Annotated in this window: 20 protein-coding genes; 4 read left to right on the top strand and 16 right to left on the bottom strand. The window is 44.8% G+C overall.

Features of this window, described 5'->3' with window-relative positions:
- Positions 1-63 precede the first annotated feature (63 nt).
- Positions 64-2577 carry a magnesium-translocating P-type ATPase gene (gene mgtA / locus LL912_RS02495; RefSeq protein ID WP_235551980.1) on the bottom strand — a complete coding sequence of 838 codons (2514 nt, stop codon included), beginning with the start codon at positions 2575-2577 and terminating at the stop codon, positions 64-66.
- 289 nt (positions 2578-2866) lie between these two features.
- Here mgtA and LL912_RS02490 point away from each other — a divergent pair, with 289 nt between their 5' ends.
- Both LL912_RS02490 and LL912_RS02485 read left to right on the top strand, forming a co-directional pair.
- Positions 2867-3703 (top strand): universal stress protein, encoded by an 837-nt coding sequence (locus LL912_RS02490; RefSeq protein ID WP_235551979.1) that lies wholly within the window; start codon positions 2867-2869, stop codon positions 3701-3703.
- Positions 3704-4260: 557 nt separating this feature from the next.
- Positions 4261-5850, top strand: coding sequence for a sensor histidine kinase (locus LL912_RS02485; RefSeq protein ID WP_235551978.1), 1590 nt, complete (start codon positions 4261-4263; stop codon positions 5848-5850).
- Between the two features lie 256 nt (positions 5851-6106).
- Here the strand turns inward: LL912_RS02485 and LL912_RS02480 are convergent, their stop codons facing one another.
- The 4 genes from LL912_RS02480 to LL912_RS02465 all read right to left on the bottom strand — a co-directional run bounded on the left by LL912_RS02480 (position 6107) and on the right by LL912_RS02465 (position 10991).
- Complete coding sequence (locus tag LL912_RS02480) at positions 6107-6547, bottom strand: Hsp20/alpha crystallin family protein (protein WP_235551977.1); 441 nt, start codon at positions 6545-6547, stop codon at positions 6107-6109.
- A gap of 122 nt (positions 6548-6669) precedes the next feature.
- Complete coding sequence (gene ppsA, locus LL912_RS02475) at positions 6670-9057, bottom strand: phosphoenolpyruvate synthase (protein ID WP_235551976.1); 2388 nt, start codon at positions 9055-9057, stop codon at positions 6670-6672.
- 75 nt (positions 9058-9132) lie between these two features.
- Positions 9133-9960, bottom strand: coding sequence for a universal stress protein (locus LL912_RS02470; protein ID WP_235551975.1), 828 nt, complete (start codon positions 9958-9960; stop codon positions 9133-9135).
- Between the two features lie 194 nt (positions 9961-10154).
- On the bottom strand, positions 10155-10991 hold the full coding sequence (locus LL912_RS02465; RefSeq protein WP_235551974.1) for a universal stress protein: 837 nt from the start codon (positions 10989-10991) through the stop codon (positions 10155-10157).
- A gap of 242 nt (positions 10992-11233) precedes the next feature.
- Between LL912_RS02465 and LL912_RS02460 the strand changes: the two genes are divergently transcribed.
- Positions 11234-12274 carry a zinc-dependent alcohol dehydrogenase family protein gene (locus LL912_RS02460; protein WP_235551973.1) on the top strand — a complete coding sequence of 347 codons (1041 nt, stop codon included), beginning with the start codon at positions 11234-11236 and terminating at the stop codon, positions 12272-12274.
- Positions 12275-12300: 26 nt separating this feature from the next.
- Positions 12301-13116, top strand: coding sequence for a hypothetical protein (locus LL912_RS02455; RefSeq protein WP_235551972.1), 816 nt, complete (start codon positions 12301-12303; stop codon positions 13114-13116).
- Positions 13117-13236: 120 nt separating this feature from the next.
- Here LL912_RS02455 and LL912_RS02450 read toward each other — a convergent pair whose 3' ends face one another.
- The 11 genes from LL912_RS02450 to LL912_RS02400 form a co-directional block, all read right to left on the bottom strand.
- Positions 13237-13737, bottom strand: coding sequence for a DUF6691 family protein (locus LL912_RS02450; protein WP_235551971.1), 501 nt, complete (start codon positions 13735-13737; stop codon positions 13237-13239).
- A gap of 16 nt (positions 13738-13753) precedes the next feature.
- Entirely contained in the window at positions 13754-14317 is a 564-nt protein-coding gene (locus LL912_RS02445) for a YeeE/YedE family protein (protein ID WP_235551970.1), read from the bottom strand.
- 5 nt (positions 14318-14322) lie between these two features.
- Entirely contained in the window at positions 14323-14616 is a 294-nt protein-coding gene (gene trxA, locus LL912_RS02440) for a thioredoxin (protein WP_235551969.1), read from the bottom strand.
- Entirely contained in the window at positions 14588-14812 is a 225-nt protein-coding gene (locus LL912_RS02435) for a DUF6132 family protein (protein WP_235551968.1), read from the bottom strand. The genes trxA and LL912_RS02435 overlap by 29 nt, the downstream gene beginning before the upstream one ends.
- On the bottom strand, positions 14796-15029 hold the full coding sequence (locus LL912_RS02430) for a hypothetical protein (RefSeq protein WP_235551967.1): 234 nt from the start codon (positions 15027-15029) through the stop codon (positions 14796-14798). The genes LL912_RS02435 and LL912_RS02430 overlap by 17 nt, the downstream gene beginning before the upstream one ends.
- Entirely contained in the window at positions 15026-15235 is a 210-nt protein-coding gene (locus tag LL912_RS02425) for a YgaP family membrane protein (RefSeq protein WP_235551966.1), read from the bottom strand. The genes LL912_RS02430 and LL912_RS02425 overlap by 4 nt, the downstream gene beginning before the upstream one ends.
- Positions 15232-15558 (bottom strand): rhodanese-like domain-containing protein, encoded by a 327-nt coding sequence (locus LL912_RS02420; protein WP_235551965.1) that lies wholly within the window; start codon positions 15556-15558, stop codon positions 15232-15234. Before LL912_RS02420 ends, LL912_RS02425 begins: the two co-directional genes overlap by 4 nt.
- Positions 15559-15596: 38 nt before the next feature.
- A complete protein-coding gene (locus LL912_RS02415; protein WP_235551964.1) occupies positions 15597-16979 on the bottom strand; it encodes an MBL fold metallo-hydrolase in 1383 nt (460 codons plus the stop codon).
- Positions 16980-17096: 117 nt separating this feature from the next.
- Complete coding sequence (locus tag LL912_RS02410; protein WP_235551963.1) at positions 17097-17915, bottom strand: sulfite exporter TauE/SafE family protein; 819 nt, start codon at positions 17913-17915, stop codon at positions 17097-17099.
- A 37-nt stretch (positions 17916-17952) separates the two neighbouring features.
- Complete coding sequence (locus LL912_RS02405) at positions 17953-18576, bottom strand: Crp/Fnr family transcriptional regulator (RefSeq protein WP_235551962.1); 624 nt, start codon at positions 18574-18576, stop codon at positions 17953-17955.
- 56 nt (positions 18577-18632) lie between these two features.
- Positions 18633-21161 (bottom strand): cation-translocating P-type ATPase, encoded by a 2529-nt coding sequence (locus tag LL912_RS02400; protein WP_235551961.1) that lies wholly within the window; start codon positions 21159-21161, stop codon positions 18633-18635.

Raw genomic sequence — 21161 nt, 5'->3', positions numbered from 1 at the left:
GACGCTAATCAGCATATTTAACACCAAATTCAAAAAAGTATAAGGAGGGGATAAAAAACCCAGCTACCGGATTTTATTCATCATCCATTTTTTAGTCATTTCAGCGGCGGTCATATAGGCAATTACAATCAGGATGATAATCCCCAGGATCGTTGCGGGTAAGGAATAGAATGCAAACTTCCGGGACACCGGCGTACAAAGGATGAATAAAAACAACAAAAGCGTAAATGCACTTGATGCAAGTAAGGCTTTGGATGGTTTACTTTTAAAGAAAAAAAGCCGGGTTCTCAATACGAACAAAATAGCGATTTCAGACAAAAGGCTTTCTATAAACCAGCCCGTTCTTAATAGCGCGGGAGCCGTATAAAAATACCAATACAGCACTCCAAAAGTAATAAAGTCAAATATTGAACTCTGTAGTCCAAAAACAAACATAAAACGGCTGATAAATTTCAGGTTCCATTTTGCGGGTTTGAGCAGCGTCTCTTTGTCTACATTGTCTGAGGCCAGGGCAATGGCCGGCAAGTCGCTCAAAAAGTTGTTCAGTAAAATTTGTACTGGTAATATTGGTAAAAAAGGAAGCACCAGCGAAGCCACCGCCATGCTGAGCATATTACCGAAGTTTGCGCTAATAGTAATATAAATGTACTTCATGGTATTACCAAACGTTCTTCTGCCCTCCTCCACTCCCTGCCGGATCACATCAATATCCCGATCCAGCAATACTATATCCGCAGCCTCCTTTGCTACATCCACCGCGTTGTCGATGGAAATCCCCACATCGGCGGTTTTTAAAGCGTTGGCATCGTTAATACCATCTCCTAAATATCCTACAGCATGCCCGGTTTGGCGCAGCAATTTTACAATCTTTTCTTTTTGCTCTGGCAAGACTTCTGCAAATACATGCGTCCGGTTCACCGCTTCACGAAGTGCGTCATCAGACAGCTGTTCCATATCTCCTCCGCAAATCAGGGATTCGGTGTTCACCCCGATCTGTGTGGCTAAATGACCTGCAACAAACCGGTTATCGCCGGTGATGATTTTCAGGCCGATTCCGATCGCTTTCAACCGGCTAATCGATTCCGCAATACCATTTTTAGGAACATCAGACAGCGTTATTAATCCCAAAAAAACCATGTCAGCCTCGTCATCTTTTGAAAGCCTGGAATCTGCAGCAAGGTTTTTATAACAGACGCCCAGGGTACGGTATCCCTGGGAACTGAAGGTTTCAAAAGCGTTTTCAATTTGGCGGGCCGTGGCATGGTCAAGCGCAATCTTTCCGGTTCTCGTCTCAATCATACTGCAAACGCCAACAATATTGTGGACGGCGCCCTTTGTGATCATGATACATTGATGCTCATTTCCGACCAGGATACTCAGCCGCTTGCGATGGAAATCGTAGGGTACTTCGCCAATCTTCCGATAGTCCGCTACATCGCAGCCGGTGACTTTCATAATCGCTTCGTCTATCGGATTGGAAAAGCCCGACTGGAAGAACGCGTTCAGATATACATACAACAAAACCTTTGCGCTCTGCGCCCCCTCGATGTCTACGGCATTATTAAGAGCCATGATGCCGGTGGTAATGGTTCCTGTTTTATCACAACAGAGCAAATCCATTTCACCCAAATTTTGTAGTGCCGTTAGCTTCCGAACAATCACTTTCTTACGGGCCATGCGTTTGGCCCCTGCAGACAGGGTAATGGTCATAATTGCAGGAAGCAACTCCGGCGTCAGCCCTACCGCCAAAGCGAGGGCAAACAAAACGGAATCAAAGATCGGCTTGCCTTGCAATACATTTACAATAAGTATAATCCCGGAAATAACAAAAGTCAGGTACATCAGCAAATAGCCGAATTTGTAGATCCCTTTTTCAAAGGAAGTGGGCCCTTCTGCCTGCTGCAGCGAACGACCTATTTTTCCCAGAACTGTATTCCTGCCGGTATTTACAACAAGAACCGTTGCCGATCCATTGGTAACATTTGTGCCTTTAAAAACAGCATTGGAAATTTTCGACAGCGGCCCTGTGACCGAACAGTTACCAGCAAATTTCGCTACAGGGAAAGACTCCCCGGTAAGCGCCGCTTCGTTTAGATGCAGGTCATTCGATTCCAAAATACAGGCATCACCCGGAATAATGTCTCCTGCATTCAACAATACAATATCGCCCGGCACTATTTCTTCAAAATAAACATCCCGGATAATGCCGTCTCTTTTTACACAAGCCTTAATACGCGTTAACTGTTTTAAATGCTCAATCGCCTTTCCAGCAGTCCGTTCCTGGAAAAAACTCAAGCCCCCTGTAAGTAATAATACAATGGCGATAATGACGCCTTCAGAATATTCCTGTAAAGAAATGGATAGAAAAACAGCAAAAATCAAGAGCATTACCAAGGGGCTCTTGTACTGAGCCGCCAGTAACAGCAAGTTGCTTACCCATGGTTTCCGGTCACCAATTTTCTCCCTGGCCTTTTGCTGCTTCTGAAGCGTGCTTACCGAACGCGCACTCAGGCCTTCCCAACTGCTACCCAACTGCGTTAAAAGCACCCTTACATCCTGAAGCCAAAAACGTTCCAAATCTTATTATTTATTAATCCCGGGCCTGACATGATTACTCACTAAATCAAAAACCCCAAAAGCGAATACGCCCCACCTTGTCATAAAGTCCTTCAAATTTGATTACAAATTAAAACAGCCAATAGATATTTTAAATGACGCAGATCACTCGGATGCCTGTGCCTTGTCAATATGACCACAATCAGCCGGGGCATTAATGATGCTCATTGCTAAGCTATAGAAGCATTTATAGCTTTGCATAAAATACGAGGCCGGCGTTCGTCACGCAGCCAAAAGAAAATTTTCTTTTATGAAAAAATATATTGTGGCATTTGATGGTCTTAAATATTCAGAAAGCGCAAGAGACTACGCCATCCAACTCGCGAAGCAGAACAATGCACATTTAACCGGTATTTTCCTCGACGACTTTATGCATCACAGTTACAAAGTGACGGAGCTGTTGAAACAGGGAGGAGATTTTGAAGCCAAACGAAAAAAACACGACCAAAAAGACGAAAAGACGCGGAACCAGTCACTAGCAGATTTTGAAAATGCCTGCCGGGACGCCGCGATAAACCATTCGATTCACCGGGATAAATGCGTTGCAATACAAGAACTTTTACACGAAAGCACTTTTGCCGACCTGTTATTAATCGACAGTACCGAAACCTTTACATCCTATACCGAAAAAACGCCAAGTTTGTTTATCCGGGATCTTTTAAGTGGTGTACATTGCCCGGTTGTTCTGGTACCGCATACATTTAATCCTATCAATAAACTGATATTATTATACGATGGTGCCCCTTCGTCTGTACATGCGATCAAAATGTTGAGCTATACACTGGATGCATTAAAACAATTACCAACCACCATAGTTACGGTAAACACCGTAGATGAAACATTTCATCTCCCTGACCATAAACTGCTTAAAGAATTCCTGAAACGTCATTTTCCAAAAGTACAATACACGGTTCTGAAAGGCACTCCGGAAACAGAAATCCCTCAATACCTCGAACAGGCAAAAAACGGAGCATTTATAGCGCTGGGGGCATATAGCCGGGGAGCCGTCAGCCGCTGGTTCCGGGTCAGTATGGCTGATGTATTGATGAAAGAAATGAAATACCCGTTGTTTGTTGCACACAATTAATGCCACAGCAGGGTCATTGAATTTGTCACTTAATAATCAACCGGGGATAGACAATTGAAATCAAGAACCGGCAAATATCCGGCGTGCATGACCCTCAATCATTCAAAAGCATTTATGTCTTTAAATAGTTGCAGGTTTTAGACTGGTTGGCCGGAAAAAAAGGCAGGCTTTTCAGCCCGCCTTAAAACGATGACCACAGTGTTATAGCCTTTTGCAACTTTTATTCTGTGGCAGCTACTTCAATTCAGTTGTATCCTGGTTAAGCTAACAGTTTTTTTTCTGCTTTTAAAATATCCAGTTTACTGCTCTTTAAACAGGTATATCTGAACTTCTTACTTTCCGACCGCAATTGAATTGAATCTGATATAAATATAAGCCCGAAAAGCGGGCCAAATAAATGACAAGGGTCAATTTTTTGCTGATTATCATCATCTTTATTCCCATTTAAATTGGTTAACCGCCGCAAGTATTCGATCACATTCAATTGATTATAAACACATTAATATTTTATTTTATTAAAAAATAATTAGTACCTTCAAACTACCAAATCAACAGTTATGAATAAGGATACCGGCATTGGTTTCGACGTCCTGTTCACCAATGCTTCACTGGGTATAATGGTAGCGAATGAACAGGGCACCATTGTACTGGCAAACCCCTTCCTTCTCAAACAATTTGGCTATTCGGAAAACGAATTGCTTGGTCAGAAGATTGAAAAACTGATCCCCGAACGCTATCATGAGCGACATACAACCCATGTTCATCATTATAACAAACATCCTAAAACCAGGCCTATGGGGCTGGGGTTAGATCTATACGCCATCCGGAAAAATGGTACGGAATTTCCGGTTGAAGTAAGCCTGGGAAGTTATCAGACCGATCAGGGCAAATATGTCATTGCATTCTTAAGTGATATTTCCAAAAGAAAAGAAGCGGAACAAGCCCTGCAACAGCTCAATGAAGCACTGGAACAAAAGGTTGAAGAACGAACCGTAACGCTAAAAAGTACTGTAAAACAATTAGCAGCACTCATCGCGGAAACGGAAGCAAAGGACACGGAGTTAAACCGGGTCAATATCTTCTTAAAAAACATCTGGAATCATGCTGCAGCCAGCATTATAGTAACAGACAATACCGGCATTATCAATATGATGAACCCAGCTGCCGAACGGCTATTATATTATCACCATACAGAACTAATCGCCAAAAAGACACCGGCCATATTCCTGGATGAAACCGAAAAATCATTGGCCAGCCTGCTCGACAAAGCAAATGAGGAAACATCCGTTGAGGCCGAACTACATTATAAAAAGAAAGACGGAAGCCTCTTGCCTGTTTCTCAAACCTTTACCGCAATGCGCAATACCCAGGGAGAAATCGAGGGGTATTTGATTATCGCCATGGATATTTCTAAACGAAAGAACGCTGAAACGGAACTGATCATTGCGTTGCAGCGGGAAAAAGAGCTGAGTGAATTAAAATCAAGATTTGTTTCAATTGCTTCCCACGAATTCCGTACACCGCTCAGCACGGTGCTCTCATCAGCCTATCTGATATCAAAGTATACTGAAAAGGAAGACCAGCTTCGAAGAGATAAACACATACAACGCATTGTTTCTTCGGTGAATATGCTTACCGATATATTAAACGACTTCCTTTCGGTGGGAAAGATTGAAGAGGGCAAAATCCAGTTAAGAAGAAACATCTTCGACATCAGCCAACACCTGCAGCAGATTGCAAATGAATTAACCGGTCTATTAAAGAAAGACCAGCAAATCCGTTATCAGCATGAAGGTGATCCTGAAATAGAGCAGGACCCATCCTTAATGAAACACATTTTGATAAACCTGCTTTCCAATGCGATAAAGTTCTCGCCCGAGGGAAGCGTGATCGAACTCCGAAGCAGCCTTACACCAGCGAACCTGAAAATATCAGTTGCGGACCAGGGCATTGGCATTTCCCCGGACGATCAGCATCATTTGTTTGAGCGTTTTTTTCGCGGTGCCAATGCAACGAATATCCAGGGAACGGGACTCGGGCTTCATATTGTAAGTAAATATGTCGAGTTGTTAAACGGTACGATTACCTGTAATAGTCAGTTGGATACAGGAACTACTTTTGAACTTAACTTCCGGGTGCAATCATAAACGACAAATCAATCTTCTACGTTTTTATAAAGAGGGATAGCAATTAATGCAGAAGTGGCTGTCTCAAAAGTCCAAAACCGTCATTTCGACTGAAGCGAAGCGGACAAATCTCATTGCCTGGAAATTATGTATGGGAGATTTCTCGGCTTCACTACATTACGCTCGAAATGACGGACTTTTGAGACAGCCGCTTATATTGCAGCGTTGCTATTAAATACCGGGTTAATATTACAATAGAAGCAAGCCGGTTCCCCCGCTATTTTACTACCACCTTTTTCTCAACCCGCTGCTCGCCATCCGTATTTTTAGGCAGCTCCAGTGTAAGTATGCCTTTATCATAGTACGCCTCAATGGCATCTGCTTTTACATCTGCAGGAAGGGTCAGCGTACGGGAAAAACTAGAATAGCTATACTCTTTACGGCGGTATTTCTTTTCATTTTCCTCGTGCTCTTTTTCCGAGCTGGCACTAATGGTTAGTACATTGTCATCCACATCGATGTTAAAATCACCCTTTTCCAATCCAGGTGCCGCTACTGTCACCTTGTATTGGTCTTTCTCGTCGGCAACGTTCAGGGCCGGTACAGTGTCCTGGCTAAAAAGATTATTTCTCCGGAACCACTCACTCCAGGGAGTAAAAAAATCGTCGACAATTCCGGGAAAAACTTCCTTCAAATTGATTAATGATTGTTTAGACATAAAATCCTCCTTTTTTATGATTAAAATTTATTTTAAACGCGTTGATTAAGGCGATAGCCCCGTAAAAATAGCCGGACAAAGGGGTTCGAAGCAATGACGCGGGTCAACAACGATCATGATTGCTATTCCGACAGGGACATTTTTTTTCGCTCAGCATCTACCATATTGGCAATACCCTTCAGCAACGCATCGGGGTTAAACGAAATGCTGTCTATGCCCTCTTTAACCAGGAATTCGGCAAAGCCGGGATCATCACTGGGCGCCTGGCCGCAAAGGCCAATTTTCTTTCCCTTATTTCTCGCCTGATGTATCATTTCCGCGATCATCTTCATAGCTGCGGGATCTCTTTCGGAAAAGAGCGGTGCAATGATTTCCGAATCCCGGTCTACTCCTAAAACCAGCTGGGTCAGATCATTAGAGCCAATCGAAAAACCATCGAAGATCCGGGCAAATTCAGCAGCGAGCAGTACATTGGATGGTATTTCCGCCATCATGTATATTTCCAACCCATTCATCCCCTGCACCAGTCCTTCCTTATTCATTACCGCCACTACCTTTCTTCCCTCATCTACTGTTCTGCAAAAAGGGATCATCAGCTTCACATTGGTCAGCCCCATTTCGTCTCTCACTTTTTTCATTGCCGCACACTCCAACCCAAAACCGTCTCTGTATAAAGGGTGATAGTAACGCGACGCTCCCCGGAAACCCAGCATCGGGTTCTCTTCCCGCGGCTCAAACCTGCTGCCACCCAGCAAATGCGCATATTCATTGGTTTTAAAGTCGCTCATTCGCACGATCACATCCTTGGGATAAAAGGCCGCTGCAATCGTTGCTACCGCCTCAGCCAGCTTCTCAACAAAATACTGACGCTTATCTTTATACCCGGTTGTCAACCGCTCAATTTGCTCCTTTTCTTTAACATCCTGTAACGCCGCATACTGCACCAGGGCCATAGGATGAATGCGGATCACATTATTGATAATAAACTCCATGCGTAACAGGCCAATCCCTTTATTGGGATAGAACGACCAAAGAAAAGCCTTATCCGGATCGCTTATGATCAACATCGGTGCAACCTGGCCCGGCATCCGTATGCTGCCCGGCGTTATGACTTCCTCCGTCCACTCACCCCGGCCTGCATATATATAGCCCTCCTTTCCTTCCGCACAGCTGATGGTGACCTGCATTCCCTCCGTAATTTTCTGTGTTGCATCGCCACAACCAACCACAGCAGGAGTACCCATTTCTCTTGCGATGATCGATGCATGACTGGTGCGGCCACCTTTGTCGGTAATGATACCACCCGCTTTTTTTAAAAAAGGGTCCCAATCCGGGCTGGTCAATGCCGTAACCAGTATATCCCCAGGCTGCAGCCGCGTTGCCTCTGAAGGAGTATTGAGTATACGGGCTGTGCCTGAAACAATTTTACCACCAATGGCCATGCCCTTGGTAATAAGGGGATAATTGCCTTTTAACCGGTACTCATTAAAAACGGGCTCGCGTTTTTTGCTATGGACGGTTTCCGGCCTTGCCTGTAATATGAATAATTCATGGGTAAGTCCGTCTTTAGCCCATTCTATATCCATAGGCCTTTCATAATGTGTTTCAATTGTTACAGCCCAACGCGCAAGTTGAAGTACCTCTTTGTCTTTCAAAACAAATTCACCCCGCATATCTTCAGGAGTGTCTGTATTCACAATTCCTGCGGTGCTTTTATCATCGCTAAACCGCATCCATTTTTCTTTGCTGCCCAGGGTCTTTTGCAAGAGCGCATTTTTGCCTGCGTTAAGCGTTGGTTTAAAAACCAGAAATTCGTCAGGTATGACGGTTCCCTGCACCATATTTTCTCCAAGGCCCCATACACCCGAAATATGCACCACATTTGAAAAACCGGTTTCAGGTTCCAACGTAAAGCAAACACCTGAACAGGATGAATCGGAGCGGATCATTTTCTGTACACCTACCGACAATGCCACCTGACTGTGAGGGAAGCCATTTTCAATACGATATTTGATCGCCCGATCGGTATATAGTGACGCAAAACACCTGGTTACAGCCTGCAACAACGCCTGTTCACCATGTATATTCAAAAACGATTCATGCAACCCGGCAAAACTAGCTTCAGGAAGATCTTCAGCCGTAGCGCTGCTTCTTACCGCAACAGATGCCGTCATCGATGCATCCATGCCCCTATAAGCTGCCAGCAATTCCTCCTGTAGGGCGTCCGGGAGACTGGCAGCCAGCAACAAGCCCCGGCAAGCCTTTCCTACTTCTGCGAGGTTATCGTAAGCTGCCAGGTCCAACTTCAATAATAATTGCTTTAGGGGATATGCCAGTTGATTTTCCTGTATAAAAAGACGGAAAGCTTCAGCGGTAGTGGCAAAGCCTCCGGGAACTTTAATGCCAAGCGGAGACAGATGATTATACAACTCCCCGAGGGAAGCATTTTTACCCCCCACAATACCGGTATCAGCGACCCCAATCTCAGAAAAATGCCTAATATATTTCATCCGTAATTTTTACACATTAATTTTATATTATCTGCGCCCTGTATCCCTCCCCAACATCAGCACGTACCATTTAGCTCATTGCGCATTTACCGCAACTTTAGATGAAAGGAACATAATCGGCACCGGGGGCAATAAAATAAAGCGCTTTGTTATACTTTTATGAAAGATGCCATGTTTCTGAACGAACATGATCAATAAATCCGGCTTATTTTTAGCCACATAGGTTCTTATACCATCTTCCACGTCACTATTGGCGAGAAAAAAATAATTGATCTTGAAACTGCCCAACTGCTGCTGCACATCAATTGTAAGGGGCAATTCCCTTGAAGACAACTCACCGGTAGGCGACACCGCCACGATGTCGACCTCGGATCCAAAGGGCCTCAGCCAATCCCGCAAAACCTGCCATTGAATAGGATCGTGTCCCTCCAGGTCAACCGCAATGGCAACTTTTTTAAACGTACTCATGGTTGCCATTTCCGGCACCACAACAACCGGGCAGGTACTCCGTTTTACGATGGGAATAGAATGCGTTCCCCATAAAACGCGCTCAAACACCGTAACAAACTCAGAGGCAATGAATACTGCTATTGGATCCTCATCCGCACACAGGGAATCCAGTTGATTAACGACTGTTCCTACTTTATAAACCGCTTCGATTTTAATCTCATTGCCGGTTTTCTTTTTCATTTCCAACACCAGTTCCGACAATAGTTTATCGGCTTCATCTTCCGCAACTTCATAAAAATCTATGGGAACCTGAGCATCTGTGGTTGCCGGCAGCAAATCCACCACATTAAAAATCAACAGGCGGGCTTTCAGCTGCCGTGCTACATCTGCAGCAAAAGAAACGGCATGGTTGGCGGCAACAGAAAAATTTGTGGCTGCAATAATGGTTTTCATTTTTTTTATATTGATTTATGAAATATTTTTCTAACTTCTGAAAGCGATGTACATTTAACCGGCCCCGTCTTAAACAACGTATAGGTTCGTTTTCAGACACGCTTCATATGCAAAGCTACCTTCCAGCAACACTCAGGAAAATGATTCCAATCATTTGTTCGATTTACATTCATCATGCCAACATCCAGACAGCTTCAGCAATGTGTAATAAAAACGGGCTGCTTCAGCAATTGAATCAACGGTGTTGCGGTGCTGTCTTTAAGCAACTGCGACAAATAGGCGCGTCCATAAGCGCCCATAACAACAAAGCAATGATCTCTCCTTTTCAAAAAATTAAACAATTCAAAGGCCGGATCTTTCCCCTGCAATACCTCATACCCTATTTGTGAATAATATCCCTTTAATAGTTCGCCAATTTGGCGTCTGTACGATACTTCGGTCATATCGCCAACCTGAACTACAATCATGCGTTTACTGTCAAAAAAAGACAACAGATAGGCAAATTGCCGGATGGCAAATACGGACGATGCAGACCCATCATAGGCCAGAATAATTTCTTCAATATACCTCACCGATTCAGACGAAATCAATACCGGGCATTCGGCTTTTTGTAATAGCTCCTTTAACATGGGTGAGGGAAAACGGCCTTTATCATCGGGGAAAGCCGTTTTTTTTCCCGCAACAATAAGATCAGAAAAACGGCTCTCTATCAAAGCATTATCCAAATCCCCCTTCCCCAAACAAAGAACCGTACAACCTACATTCCTTTTTGTGCAGTACTCCTTAAAACGCCGGATATTAAGCGCCTGAATTTCGGTAATGGTCTCGAAACCGATGGTGTCCGGAGCTCCCAGTATATCTCCACAGGGAGCAGCGCTCAAATCCGGCAACACGGTTCCATCTGACGCATCGGTATCTTCGAAAAATAGTCCCTTTATAGACGCCTTTGTATTTCCCGCAATATAACAAGCAACGTCCAAAGCATTGCAATCTAAAAAAGAAGCATCCGCGATAAATAATACTTTCTTCATAACTACCATTTTAAAAGCTCAGTGATTGACATACCCTTAAACGTCATTGAAATTCCGCTCCAAATGTATCTCCCGTCACATAGCAAAATCAATGATAATCATCACTTCCAATGCTGACTGCTATCAAAAAGAGTTCATGCGTATGCAGCTTCATCCTGATGATAACAATCATTACGCCTCTTGACCCTTATCATGGGTATCTGCAAGTAAATGCGATTAGATTGCAGAAAAAAAATATTGAAATGAAAGCATTAGTTTATCATGGGCCGGGAAATAAATCATGGGAAGAAAAACCCAAACCTACGATTCTTGAGCCCACAGACGTAATTGTACGCATCACCAAAACAACCATTTGCGGAACCGATCTTCATATTTTAAAAGGAGATGTACCCGAGGTAGCAGAGGGACGTATACTCGGTCATGAAGGAGTGGGCATCGTTGCAGAAACCGGCGCTGCCGTCAGTAATTTCAAGAAAGGTGACCGGGTTTTAATCTCCTGTATCACCGCTTGCAGCAAATGCAGCTACTGCAAACGGGGGATGTATTCGCATTGCGTAAATGGCGGATGGATACTGGGGCATTTAATTGACGGCACACAGGCCGAGTATGTCAGAATTCCGTATGCAGACTCAAGCCTTTATCCGATTCCCGAAGGAAGCGACGAGGATGCCCTTGTAATGCTAAGCGACATACTACCAACAGGTTTTGAGTGCGGTGTTTTAAATGGAAAAGTGCAGCCAGGCAGTACGATTGCGATTGTAGGCGCAGGGCCCATCGGATTGGCGGCTCTTTTAACCGCCCAGTTTTACACACCGTCTGCCATTATCATGATGGATCCGGACGACAACCGGCTGGCCATCGCCCGGCAATTTGGCGCCACCCACACCATCAACAACCGGCTGGGAAACGGGATAGAAAAAGTGATGGCGCTCACCGCAAATACAGGTGTAGACACAGCTATTGAGGCGGTTGGAATACCAGCAACATTTGAGCTCTGTGAATCCATTATCGCGCCGGGCGGTACAATCGCTAATATCGGAGTACATGGAAAAAGCGTGGACCTGCACCTGGAGACCCTGTGGTCAAAAAATATAACCATCACAACCCGACTTGTAGATACCGTTACTACTCCGATGCTATTGAAAACGGTAACCGCGAAAAAAATCGATGCCAAAAAGCTTATCACCCACTATTTCAGGCTGGACGATATCCTGAACGCATACGACACTTTTCAGCATGCCGCTTCCCAAAAAGCACTGAAAGTAATCCTAAACAATTCCTAAAACCATCATCTAATCATACCTTTCTGATGAAGAAAATACTTTTTGTTTGCGACGGCGATAATTATTCGCATGAAGCTTTTGAGTTCATTAAGTTGATACAGCAACATGAGTCCGTATTGGCAAAGGGCATCTTTTTTTCCACCATTGAAATAACTGAGCTTCGCTACGCCAGCTATCCCCTGGATATTAATAACGAACTGCCGGATGCCGAAAATGGAATTCCGCCCCAGGTAACCGAGCGTTTTGTCAATCAATGTAAAGCAAACCACATCCAGTACCTGGTTGATGAAAAAACCGCTGCCGACTGGAACCGGGAATTCTGGGAAAAAGAAAGCAGGTTTGCCGACCTTATGATCGTCAGCCAGAAAATGCTTTGTGCAAATATTGAAGCAAAACAGCCAAATATGTATATGCTGGAACTGCTGCGCTGGACAGATTGCCCGGTATTGACGGTTCCCGAAAAAAAAATAAGCGTTGAACAGATTATCGGTGCATATGATGGTTCAGAGGAATGCATGCATGCGCTAACAGCATTTTGCAAAATATTTCCTCAATACAGTCATTTACCGGCAAGTTTTGTGTATATCAAAGACGAAAATAGTGATGCGATTCCCGATTTAGCATTGCTGGAAGAATATGTTAATGCACATTTCAAAAACGTGGAAATAAAAAAACTACACTGGGAGCATAAACAACTTTTTACAACCTGGGTGGAGTGTCATAAAAATTCAGTCATCATAGCCGGATCATTTGGGCGATCGGCGGTTTCCAACTTTTTTCAAAAGAGTTTTGCGGAGCAGGCGATCCAGGAGCAGGTGGCTCCCATATTTCTAGCACGCTAGAAGTAGGCCTTTATTACGGAATTTTGCAGTTATGTTTGCTGGCATTAGGGAGCGCTTCCCGCTTGCTGCCTTATATTACAGGGCTTGATTTCGTTGAATTCAAACTACAGACGTTCCAATTTAATGCGGTAATTTTTCTCTTACCAATCCATACACCCAGGTGCCTACAACGGCGCTCAAAAGCGTAACCACAACAACTGTGCTACCCGTTCCGATTTGAGCAAAAAGCGGCCCGGGGCAAGCTCCGGTCATGGCCCAGCCCAGGCCAAAAATCAAACCACCATAGATCTGACCCTTATTAAACGTTTTTGATGCTATTTTAACCGGCTCCCCATAAATGGTTTTAACATTAAATTTTTTTATCAGCCACACCGAAACAATACCAGTAACTACCGCAGTTCCGATGACGCCATACATATGAAACGATTGTAAGCGGAACATTTCCTGTATCCGGAACCAATTGACTACTTCGGCTTTCACCAGCACGATCCCGAACAGCATTCCCACAACCAGGTATTTCACATTGTGATACCATTTATGCTTTAATGCACTTTGATTGAAACACATCGCGTCCTGTGAACGCGCATCAACAGATTTATCCGGGGAGTCTTGTTGCTTCATATTCAGTTCTTTTTTATTATAACGAAAGGATCAGCGGTAAAACCAGGTTGGCCATAATAAATCCGCCAACCATAAAGAAGAGGGTGGCCACCAGCGAGGGCAGTTGTAAATTTGATAAGCCCATTATGGCATGCCCGCTGGTACAGCCTCCGGCGTATCGTGTTCCAAAGCCTACCAGGAATCCGCCCGCAACCATTATTATAAATCCCCGTAAGGTAAACAGAGATCGCCAGCTAAAAATTGCTTCAGGAACTAAATTGTCGTAGTCGACATGACCGTATCCCGACAATTCCTTTAGCAGTTCAGCATCAACCTGGAAGCCAGGTGGATTTGATAACAGGCCTACGGTGATTGCTCCGCCTAAAAATATTCCGAATACAAAAAGCAGATTCCATAGTTCCTTTTTCCAGTCGTACTGAAAAAACGGGATACGACAGGGAATACAGGCTGCACAAACATGCCGCAGCGATGAACTGATACCGAACGATTTATTTCCAATTAATAAAAGTACCGGCACCGTGAGGCCGATCAGCGGCCCCGCCACATACCAGGGCCATGGTTGTTGTATCGCTTCCATCATCCTTATCATCTGTTTTCATTAATGATCTGTTCCAGCTCACCGGCCGGCAAAACCCCCGATTGTCGCCATTGTATGACTCCTTTTCTAAAAAGTATTAACGTGGGAACGCCGCGCACCTGGTAGGCTGCCGCCGCCTGCGGACTTTTATCCACATCAATTTTAATGATATGCGCGCTCTTGCCGATCCGCTGTTTTACTTCTTCTAAAATCGGTGCCATCATTTTACAAGGCCCGCACCAGCTGGCAAAAAAATCTACCAGCACCGGTTTATCACTGCTGATCATTTCCTGAAATGTCATGTCCTTTATTTCTTTTGAATGTTGAAAATAGAAGCCCACCTAGTATTGCGCCATAAATCGCACTATTCAATGGCTTGGAAGTGATGGCGCAGGTTCCCGAGCGGCACCCGATATATTTCCAATAGAAATAACCGGCCGCTGCTCCCACCATCACGCCAATGAGCGCTGGCAATTGTTTCCTAACGAATTTCTTCATATATAATTGATTCTCCCTTTTTGTTCTTTTGCCGGGGCAACCGATAGCATGCCGAAGTACCGCAGCATCCGATATTCAGCAAAGACATCAAAGAAAGCAGCGCCCCGCCAGTCATCACTAAGCCATCACTGACCTGAACCCCGGCGAAAATGATAAAGACACCAGACACCAATCGAAGCACTCTTACAACGTTCCAGTGCATCCCGTATTTTTTCATTGCTTTTTCTTTTTGTTCGTGTCGATCCCGAACGGCACATACAATGGGCAAAAACCGATAAATACTGTAAGCAGCAACACGCCGGCCAGTATCCCCAGCATAATGGCTGCAACGCCTGAAATCAGGTTGGTCCAATAACCGGCAATAATCACTATTGCCACCAGCAGGCGCACAATTTTGTCTGTTGTTCCTATATTCTTTTTCATACTTCCAAATTTTTTTGTACCAGCGTTTCTACCATTTGCCAGGTTCCGCCATTCATCACCTGTTGAAACCCATTTTGCTCCAGTATGTATTTAGCCTGGCCGGCGCGGCCGCCGCTCCTGCAAAAGACGATGATATACTTTTTGTTTTTAAATGCCGCTAACCGGCTTTGCATCTTGTCCAACGGAATGTTTACCGCGCCTTTAACGCTTCCGGCTGAGAACTCAGCAGGCGTTCGTACATCTACCAGAAAAGCACCCGCTTTTATGAACGCTGTTAACTTGCTGTTGTCTGTTTTTCCAAGCAAGGATGAAAAAAATCCCATAATTATATAATTTTTAAACGTTAATGCTCCATATCTACTTAACGGTAATCGGCATCCAACCACTCTTTCATTCCACCCGAGAAATTTTTTATGTTTTTAAAACCGCTCCTGGCCAGTATGGAATAAGCAATGGCAGAACGGTCACCCGCCTGGCAATGGACGACCACCAGCTTCTCCTTACTGATTTTATCCAGGTTATCCGGAAGCGTTCCAACAAAAACATGATCGGCACCTTCTACGTGTCCGGCGTCGTATTCGGTTACGCCCCGTACATCCACGATTTGCACATCAGCTTTACCAATATATGTCTTAAAGGTGTCGAGGGAGATGGTATCCGCGATTTGAAGTTCGATGCCCAGATCATCGATGTTTGAAATATAGCCATACAGATTATCGAGACCGATCCGCATCAGCTTACGGGTCAGGTCTCCCATTTGATGATCATCAGCAATAAGCATAAACTGTTCCTGGTAATTCAACAGCCAGCCACACCAGGTGGAAAAAGAATTATTTCCCTGGACATTCAGGCTTCCCGGAATAAATCCCCTGGCGAAATCTGCCTTATTGCGCGTATCGATTACCTTAATCCCTTTTTTGTAGGCTGCAATAAATTGCCCGGCCGATAGCTTTGGATGCTGCGGAACTTCTATCAGCAAGGGACGATTTATTTTATTCAGCTGTTTCATCATTGCAAAATAGGCCGGCGGTTCGGGCTGACCCGTTAAAAGCGCCTCCGTAAAACCTGCTTCTGATTCGCCAAACTGGAATGCCCAGTTCCGGATCTTTTCGTACCCCACGGTACTGCTATGCACGGCGCCCAAAGCCTTACCACAGGCCGAACCGGCACCGTGTGCCGACCATACCTGAACATACTCCGGTAAATCTGAAAATTTCTTTAAAGACTGAAAGAGTTGCCGGGCGCCGGTTTCCTTTGTGCCGATAAGCCCTGCCGCCTTCTCCAGTAAATCAGGCCGGCCAACATCTCCCACAAAAACAAAATCACCGGTAAAAACCATCACAGGCCTGTCTGTAGCAGGCATATCTGTCAGCAAGAAGCTGATGCTTTCGGGGGTATGACCGGGTGTGTGCATGACCTTTAAAGCGAGGTTGCCCACTTTGATAACATCACCGTCTTTCAGGCCCTGGTGCGGAAACCCGTACTGCCATGCTTCACCGCCTTCATCTGAAAGATACATGGCCGCGCCTGTAACAGCAGCAAGTTCCCTTGAGCCGCAAAGAAAATCTGCATGGATATGTGTTTCCGTAATATGTGTAATACGAAGATCATTTTGGCCTGCGATTTCCAGGTACACGTCAATATCCCTTTTTGCGTCGATTACGATCGCCGCTCCTGTTGCCTGGCAACCAACTATGTAGCTGCTCTGTGCCAAACTCCTGTCGAAAATGTGTTGAAAAAACATACTGATTATTTTAATGATGCTATACGTTGATGTGGTAAATGTCCGACGATTATTTATCTTGTACGGTTACTTTTGTTACATTATCTAAAACCATATGCCCATCCCTTCTGGATCCTGTTATAAAGCAATTTCTTTCATTAGAATATACACCCCCATCGCCAGCACAAACCAGCCAAAGGCCGGTTTCAATATTTTACCATCAATTTTCGTGGAGAGATAGCTGCCAATCAGGATGCCGGTTATTGCAATGAATGTGATAGCGGCCAGCAGTCCCCATTGCACGGAGATATGGGGTAAGGAAAACAGGAACCCCAGCAATGAATTGGCTGAAATGATTACTAACGATGTGCCTACAGCCGTTTTCATTGGCAATTTCAGCAGGTGTACCAGGGCAGGAATAATCAGAAATCCGCCACCTGCACCCACTAACCCGGTAACGCCGCCGATAAGAACACCCTGCAGAACCAGTTGGGGATACCGGTTCGGCTGCTGTTGCATGCGATGTTTTTTTTCGTCTTTTCCCTTTTTAATCATACTATAAGAAGCGACTAACATCAGCACTGCGAAAAGCGACATCAACAAAACACCTTTCGTAACCTTAAAATCCGGGGTACTAAAAAGCTCCTCCGGAATCAACGGAAGCAGGCAGGCCCTGGTAAAAAAAATTGCGGCTACAGACGGAATCCCAAATACAACAGCCGCCCTGATATGCACCCATCCTTTTTCCAGGTAAGAAAAAGAGCCGGCTGCACTGGTAATGCCTACGATAAAAAGTGAATACGCTGTGGCCAGCACCGGATCGATCCCAAACAAATACACCAATACCGGAACAGTAAGAATACTGCCGCCGCCACCAATGAGCCCCAGGGAAATACCAATAAAAACAGATGCTAAATAACCCGCTATAATCATTAATGCCTGAAATTGATACAGCAAAACTGCAGCAATTCCAAAACCTGTACAGCTACTTTGGTTACATAAGTATAATTTTATTTCTGCCCAACTGAACCATCCCGTTTTCTTCCAGCTGTTTTAGCAGCCGCGACACCACCACTCTAGCCGTTCCCAGTTCGTTGGCCAGCTGTTCATGTGTAATATTTATTACTTTATTTCCGGTCAGCTCTTTTTTCTTCTGAAGCAGTAGCAGTAACCGTTCATCCACCTTTTTGAAAGCCATTGCATTCACAACTTCAAGCAGTTCTTCAAAACGTTTGTGGTACAGTCGAAAAATATAATCCAGCCACTGCGGGTACTCTCTAATGAACAGAGACACTTTTTCAATGGGCAGGAAGAGGATTTCAACATCATCTTCCGCCTCGGCTTTGACCTTACTGGTTTCGTTGTGCAGTCCGCCCAAAAAAGACATGATGCAGCTCTCCCCGGCCTTAATATAATACAACAGGATTTCACGGCCGTCTTCTTCCGTCCGGATTACCTTTAGCATTCCTTTGGTAACAATCGGGATCGAGCGAACAGAAGCGTGCTCATTCAGGATAATACTTCCGGCTTTATAATTTTTCTGGATCCCGTATTTATATAATTCCGCTATTAACCCCGGGGAGGATTTAAATTCCACGATCTGTTCGAGTAACTCCATATTAAAAGTTTATAAGAATACACTGCATGCATGAAGGTGCGGCCCTCACAAATCTGTCATGACCTGCTCCATGGCTCCTCTTGTCTCAAGCGGATTCTTTTGATCAATTTATAAAATTCGAACCACAAAACTGACACCGCGGCAATCAGCGCAGCAACAGTCAGTTCGGGAAGGCTTAACCCGGTAATTTTAAAAAAAACAGACAGTGGACTAAAATACAACATCGCAAAAAGCAGTCCCAATGTCATTCCGTTAATGATCAAAAAAAGCGGGTTTTTATTTCTAAAGCTTTCAAACATACTATAAAAGAATGAGCGGTTTACCAGGCTTAGGAGGATATTGGCAAAAATCAACGTGCTGAAAACCATGGCCCGGGTCTTTTCTTCATCGCCCCCGTTCCGGACGGTTAACTGATACGCAAACAGCACACCCGCGGTAATTGCCACACCCTGAACAATGCTCATCACCAGCTCGCTCCAGTTCAGGAACGTATCCGTCATAATCCTTGGTGGCAGCTGCATCGTATTTCTTTCCATCGGTTCGTTCTCATATACAATAGAGCAGGTAGGGCCCATCACCAGCTCCAGGAAAATGACGTGAACCGGAGTAAATATCTGGGGAAATACCCATCCAAGAAATAAGGGTAATGACACGGTAAGTATAATGGGGATATGAATTGAAATAATATACCGGATCGCCTTCTTGATATTGGAATAAATCCGTCTGCCGGCTGCAATGCCGGTAACCAGCTTTCCCAGGTCGTCATTCGTAATCACCAATGAAGCTGCAGCCTTTGCAATCTCCGTTCCTTTATCGCCCATGGCCACCCCCACATGCGCCGCTTTAAGCGCAGGGCCGTCGTTTACACCGTCACCCAGCATTGCCACCACTTCTTCCCTCTTTTTGAGCGCATTAACCACTGCCAGCTTCGCCTCCGGAAACATACGGGTAAACAGTACTTTTTCTTCAGCCACCTGCATCAGTTCCGCCTCCGTATATCCGATGATCTTTTTTCCTTCAACGGTTGCTTCGGTGTTGCGAATTCCGGCCAGCGCAGCAATACTTCTTGTTGTTCCGGTATTATCGCCCGTAATCACTTTTACTTTGATACCTGCTTCATAAATATGACGAAACACCTCATTAATGCCCTTTTTGGGAGGATCATAAAATGCAACCAGCCCAACAAATCCAAACTCAAATTCCTGCTGTTTTTCCGGAAAGGCATTCCCCTCGAAATCCGATCGGGCAACACCCAGCACGCGGTAGCCTTCTTGTCCAAACGCTTCAACAACATTTCTTATCTTGGTTTTTGCGTCCTCCGATAGCCGGGAAACAGCGATAATTGCTTCCGGCGCGCCCTTGGCTGCAATGATCCGTTTTTTATCAGCATTTTCGAAGAGATGGGTCATCATCGGAGGCGTTCCTTCCAGGGGATATTCATAAAAAAGCCGATACCCCTTGCGCAAATCCGGTTGCCGTGTTTGCTCATATACCCGGTGCAGTGTTTTTTCCATCGGGTCAAACGGCACGGGCTCACTGCTCCACATCGCATAACTGATCAGCGTTTTCAGCCGGTCATCGTCAAATCCATCCACACTAAAGGTTTCGCCTGAGGCATAATCATAGAGGCACTTCAGTTCCATACGGTTTTCAGTAATGGTTCCGGTTTTGTCTGTACAGATCACCGTTGTGCTGCCCAGTGTTTCAACAATGGCGCTTCGCTTGATAATAACACCTTCCCGCATCAGTTTCCAGGCGCCGAGTGCCATAAAAGTGGTAAAGGCAACCGGAATTTCTTCAGGAAGTACAGACATGGCCAGCGTAAGACCATTAAGCAGGCTTTCAACAAGATCCCTGGTATGATAATAATTGAAGATACAGACCATCAGGAAGATGATTACGCCTGTGACCGCCATCACTTTAACGAACTTCCGGATCTGCAGCTGCAGGGGGGATATCTCTTCTTTTATCCCCGCTATTGAAGTACCAATTTTACCAATACGGGTTTCATCGCCTATCTTTTCCACTTCAAAAATGGCCAATCCGGAAACCACAATGGTTCCGCTATACACCTTATTGTCCGTTGTATCACTGCTTTTAAACACAGATAAACTTTCCCCGGTGAGTGAGGCTTCGTTTACCGAAAAATCGTTGCTATGCACAATCCGACCGTCGGCGTTAATCATTTTTCCTTCCTCCGTAATGCAGAGATCTCCTACCGCTATTTCATGTGTGGGTATCTGTACCATTTTCGAGTCCCTGATCACCACGCTCAACGGCTCATTCAGTTTTTCCAACGCCTCCAACGCTTTTTTACTGCGATTGTCCTGGTAAAAGGAAATGGCCGAAACAGCAATGATCGCCAGGAACATAAATGCGGCTTCTCCATAATCCCCGGTCAACACATATATGATCGAAACGACAAAAAGCAGGATCAGCATGGGCTCTTTCAGTATTCCGATCAATAATTCAAGTCCGCTGCTTTTGTGCACCCCTCCCATTTGGTTGTAACCGTACTGCTTTCTTGAAGCAAGGATCTGGTGCGCTGTCAGTCCCTTTAAATGCTCCGGAATATTATAGTGCAT

Origin of the sequence: Niabella agricola, from assembly GCF_021538615.1 — a bacterium.
GTDB lineage: Bacteria > Bacteroidota > Bacteroidia > Chitinophagales > Chitinophagaceae > Niabella > Niabella agricola.
The sequence above is the reverse complement of the archived record's forward strand: the minus strand, read 5'-3'. Positions and strand labels throughout refer to the sequence as shown.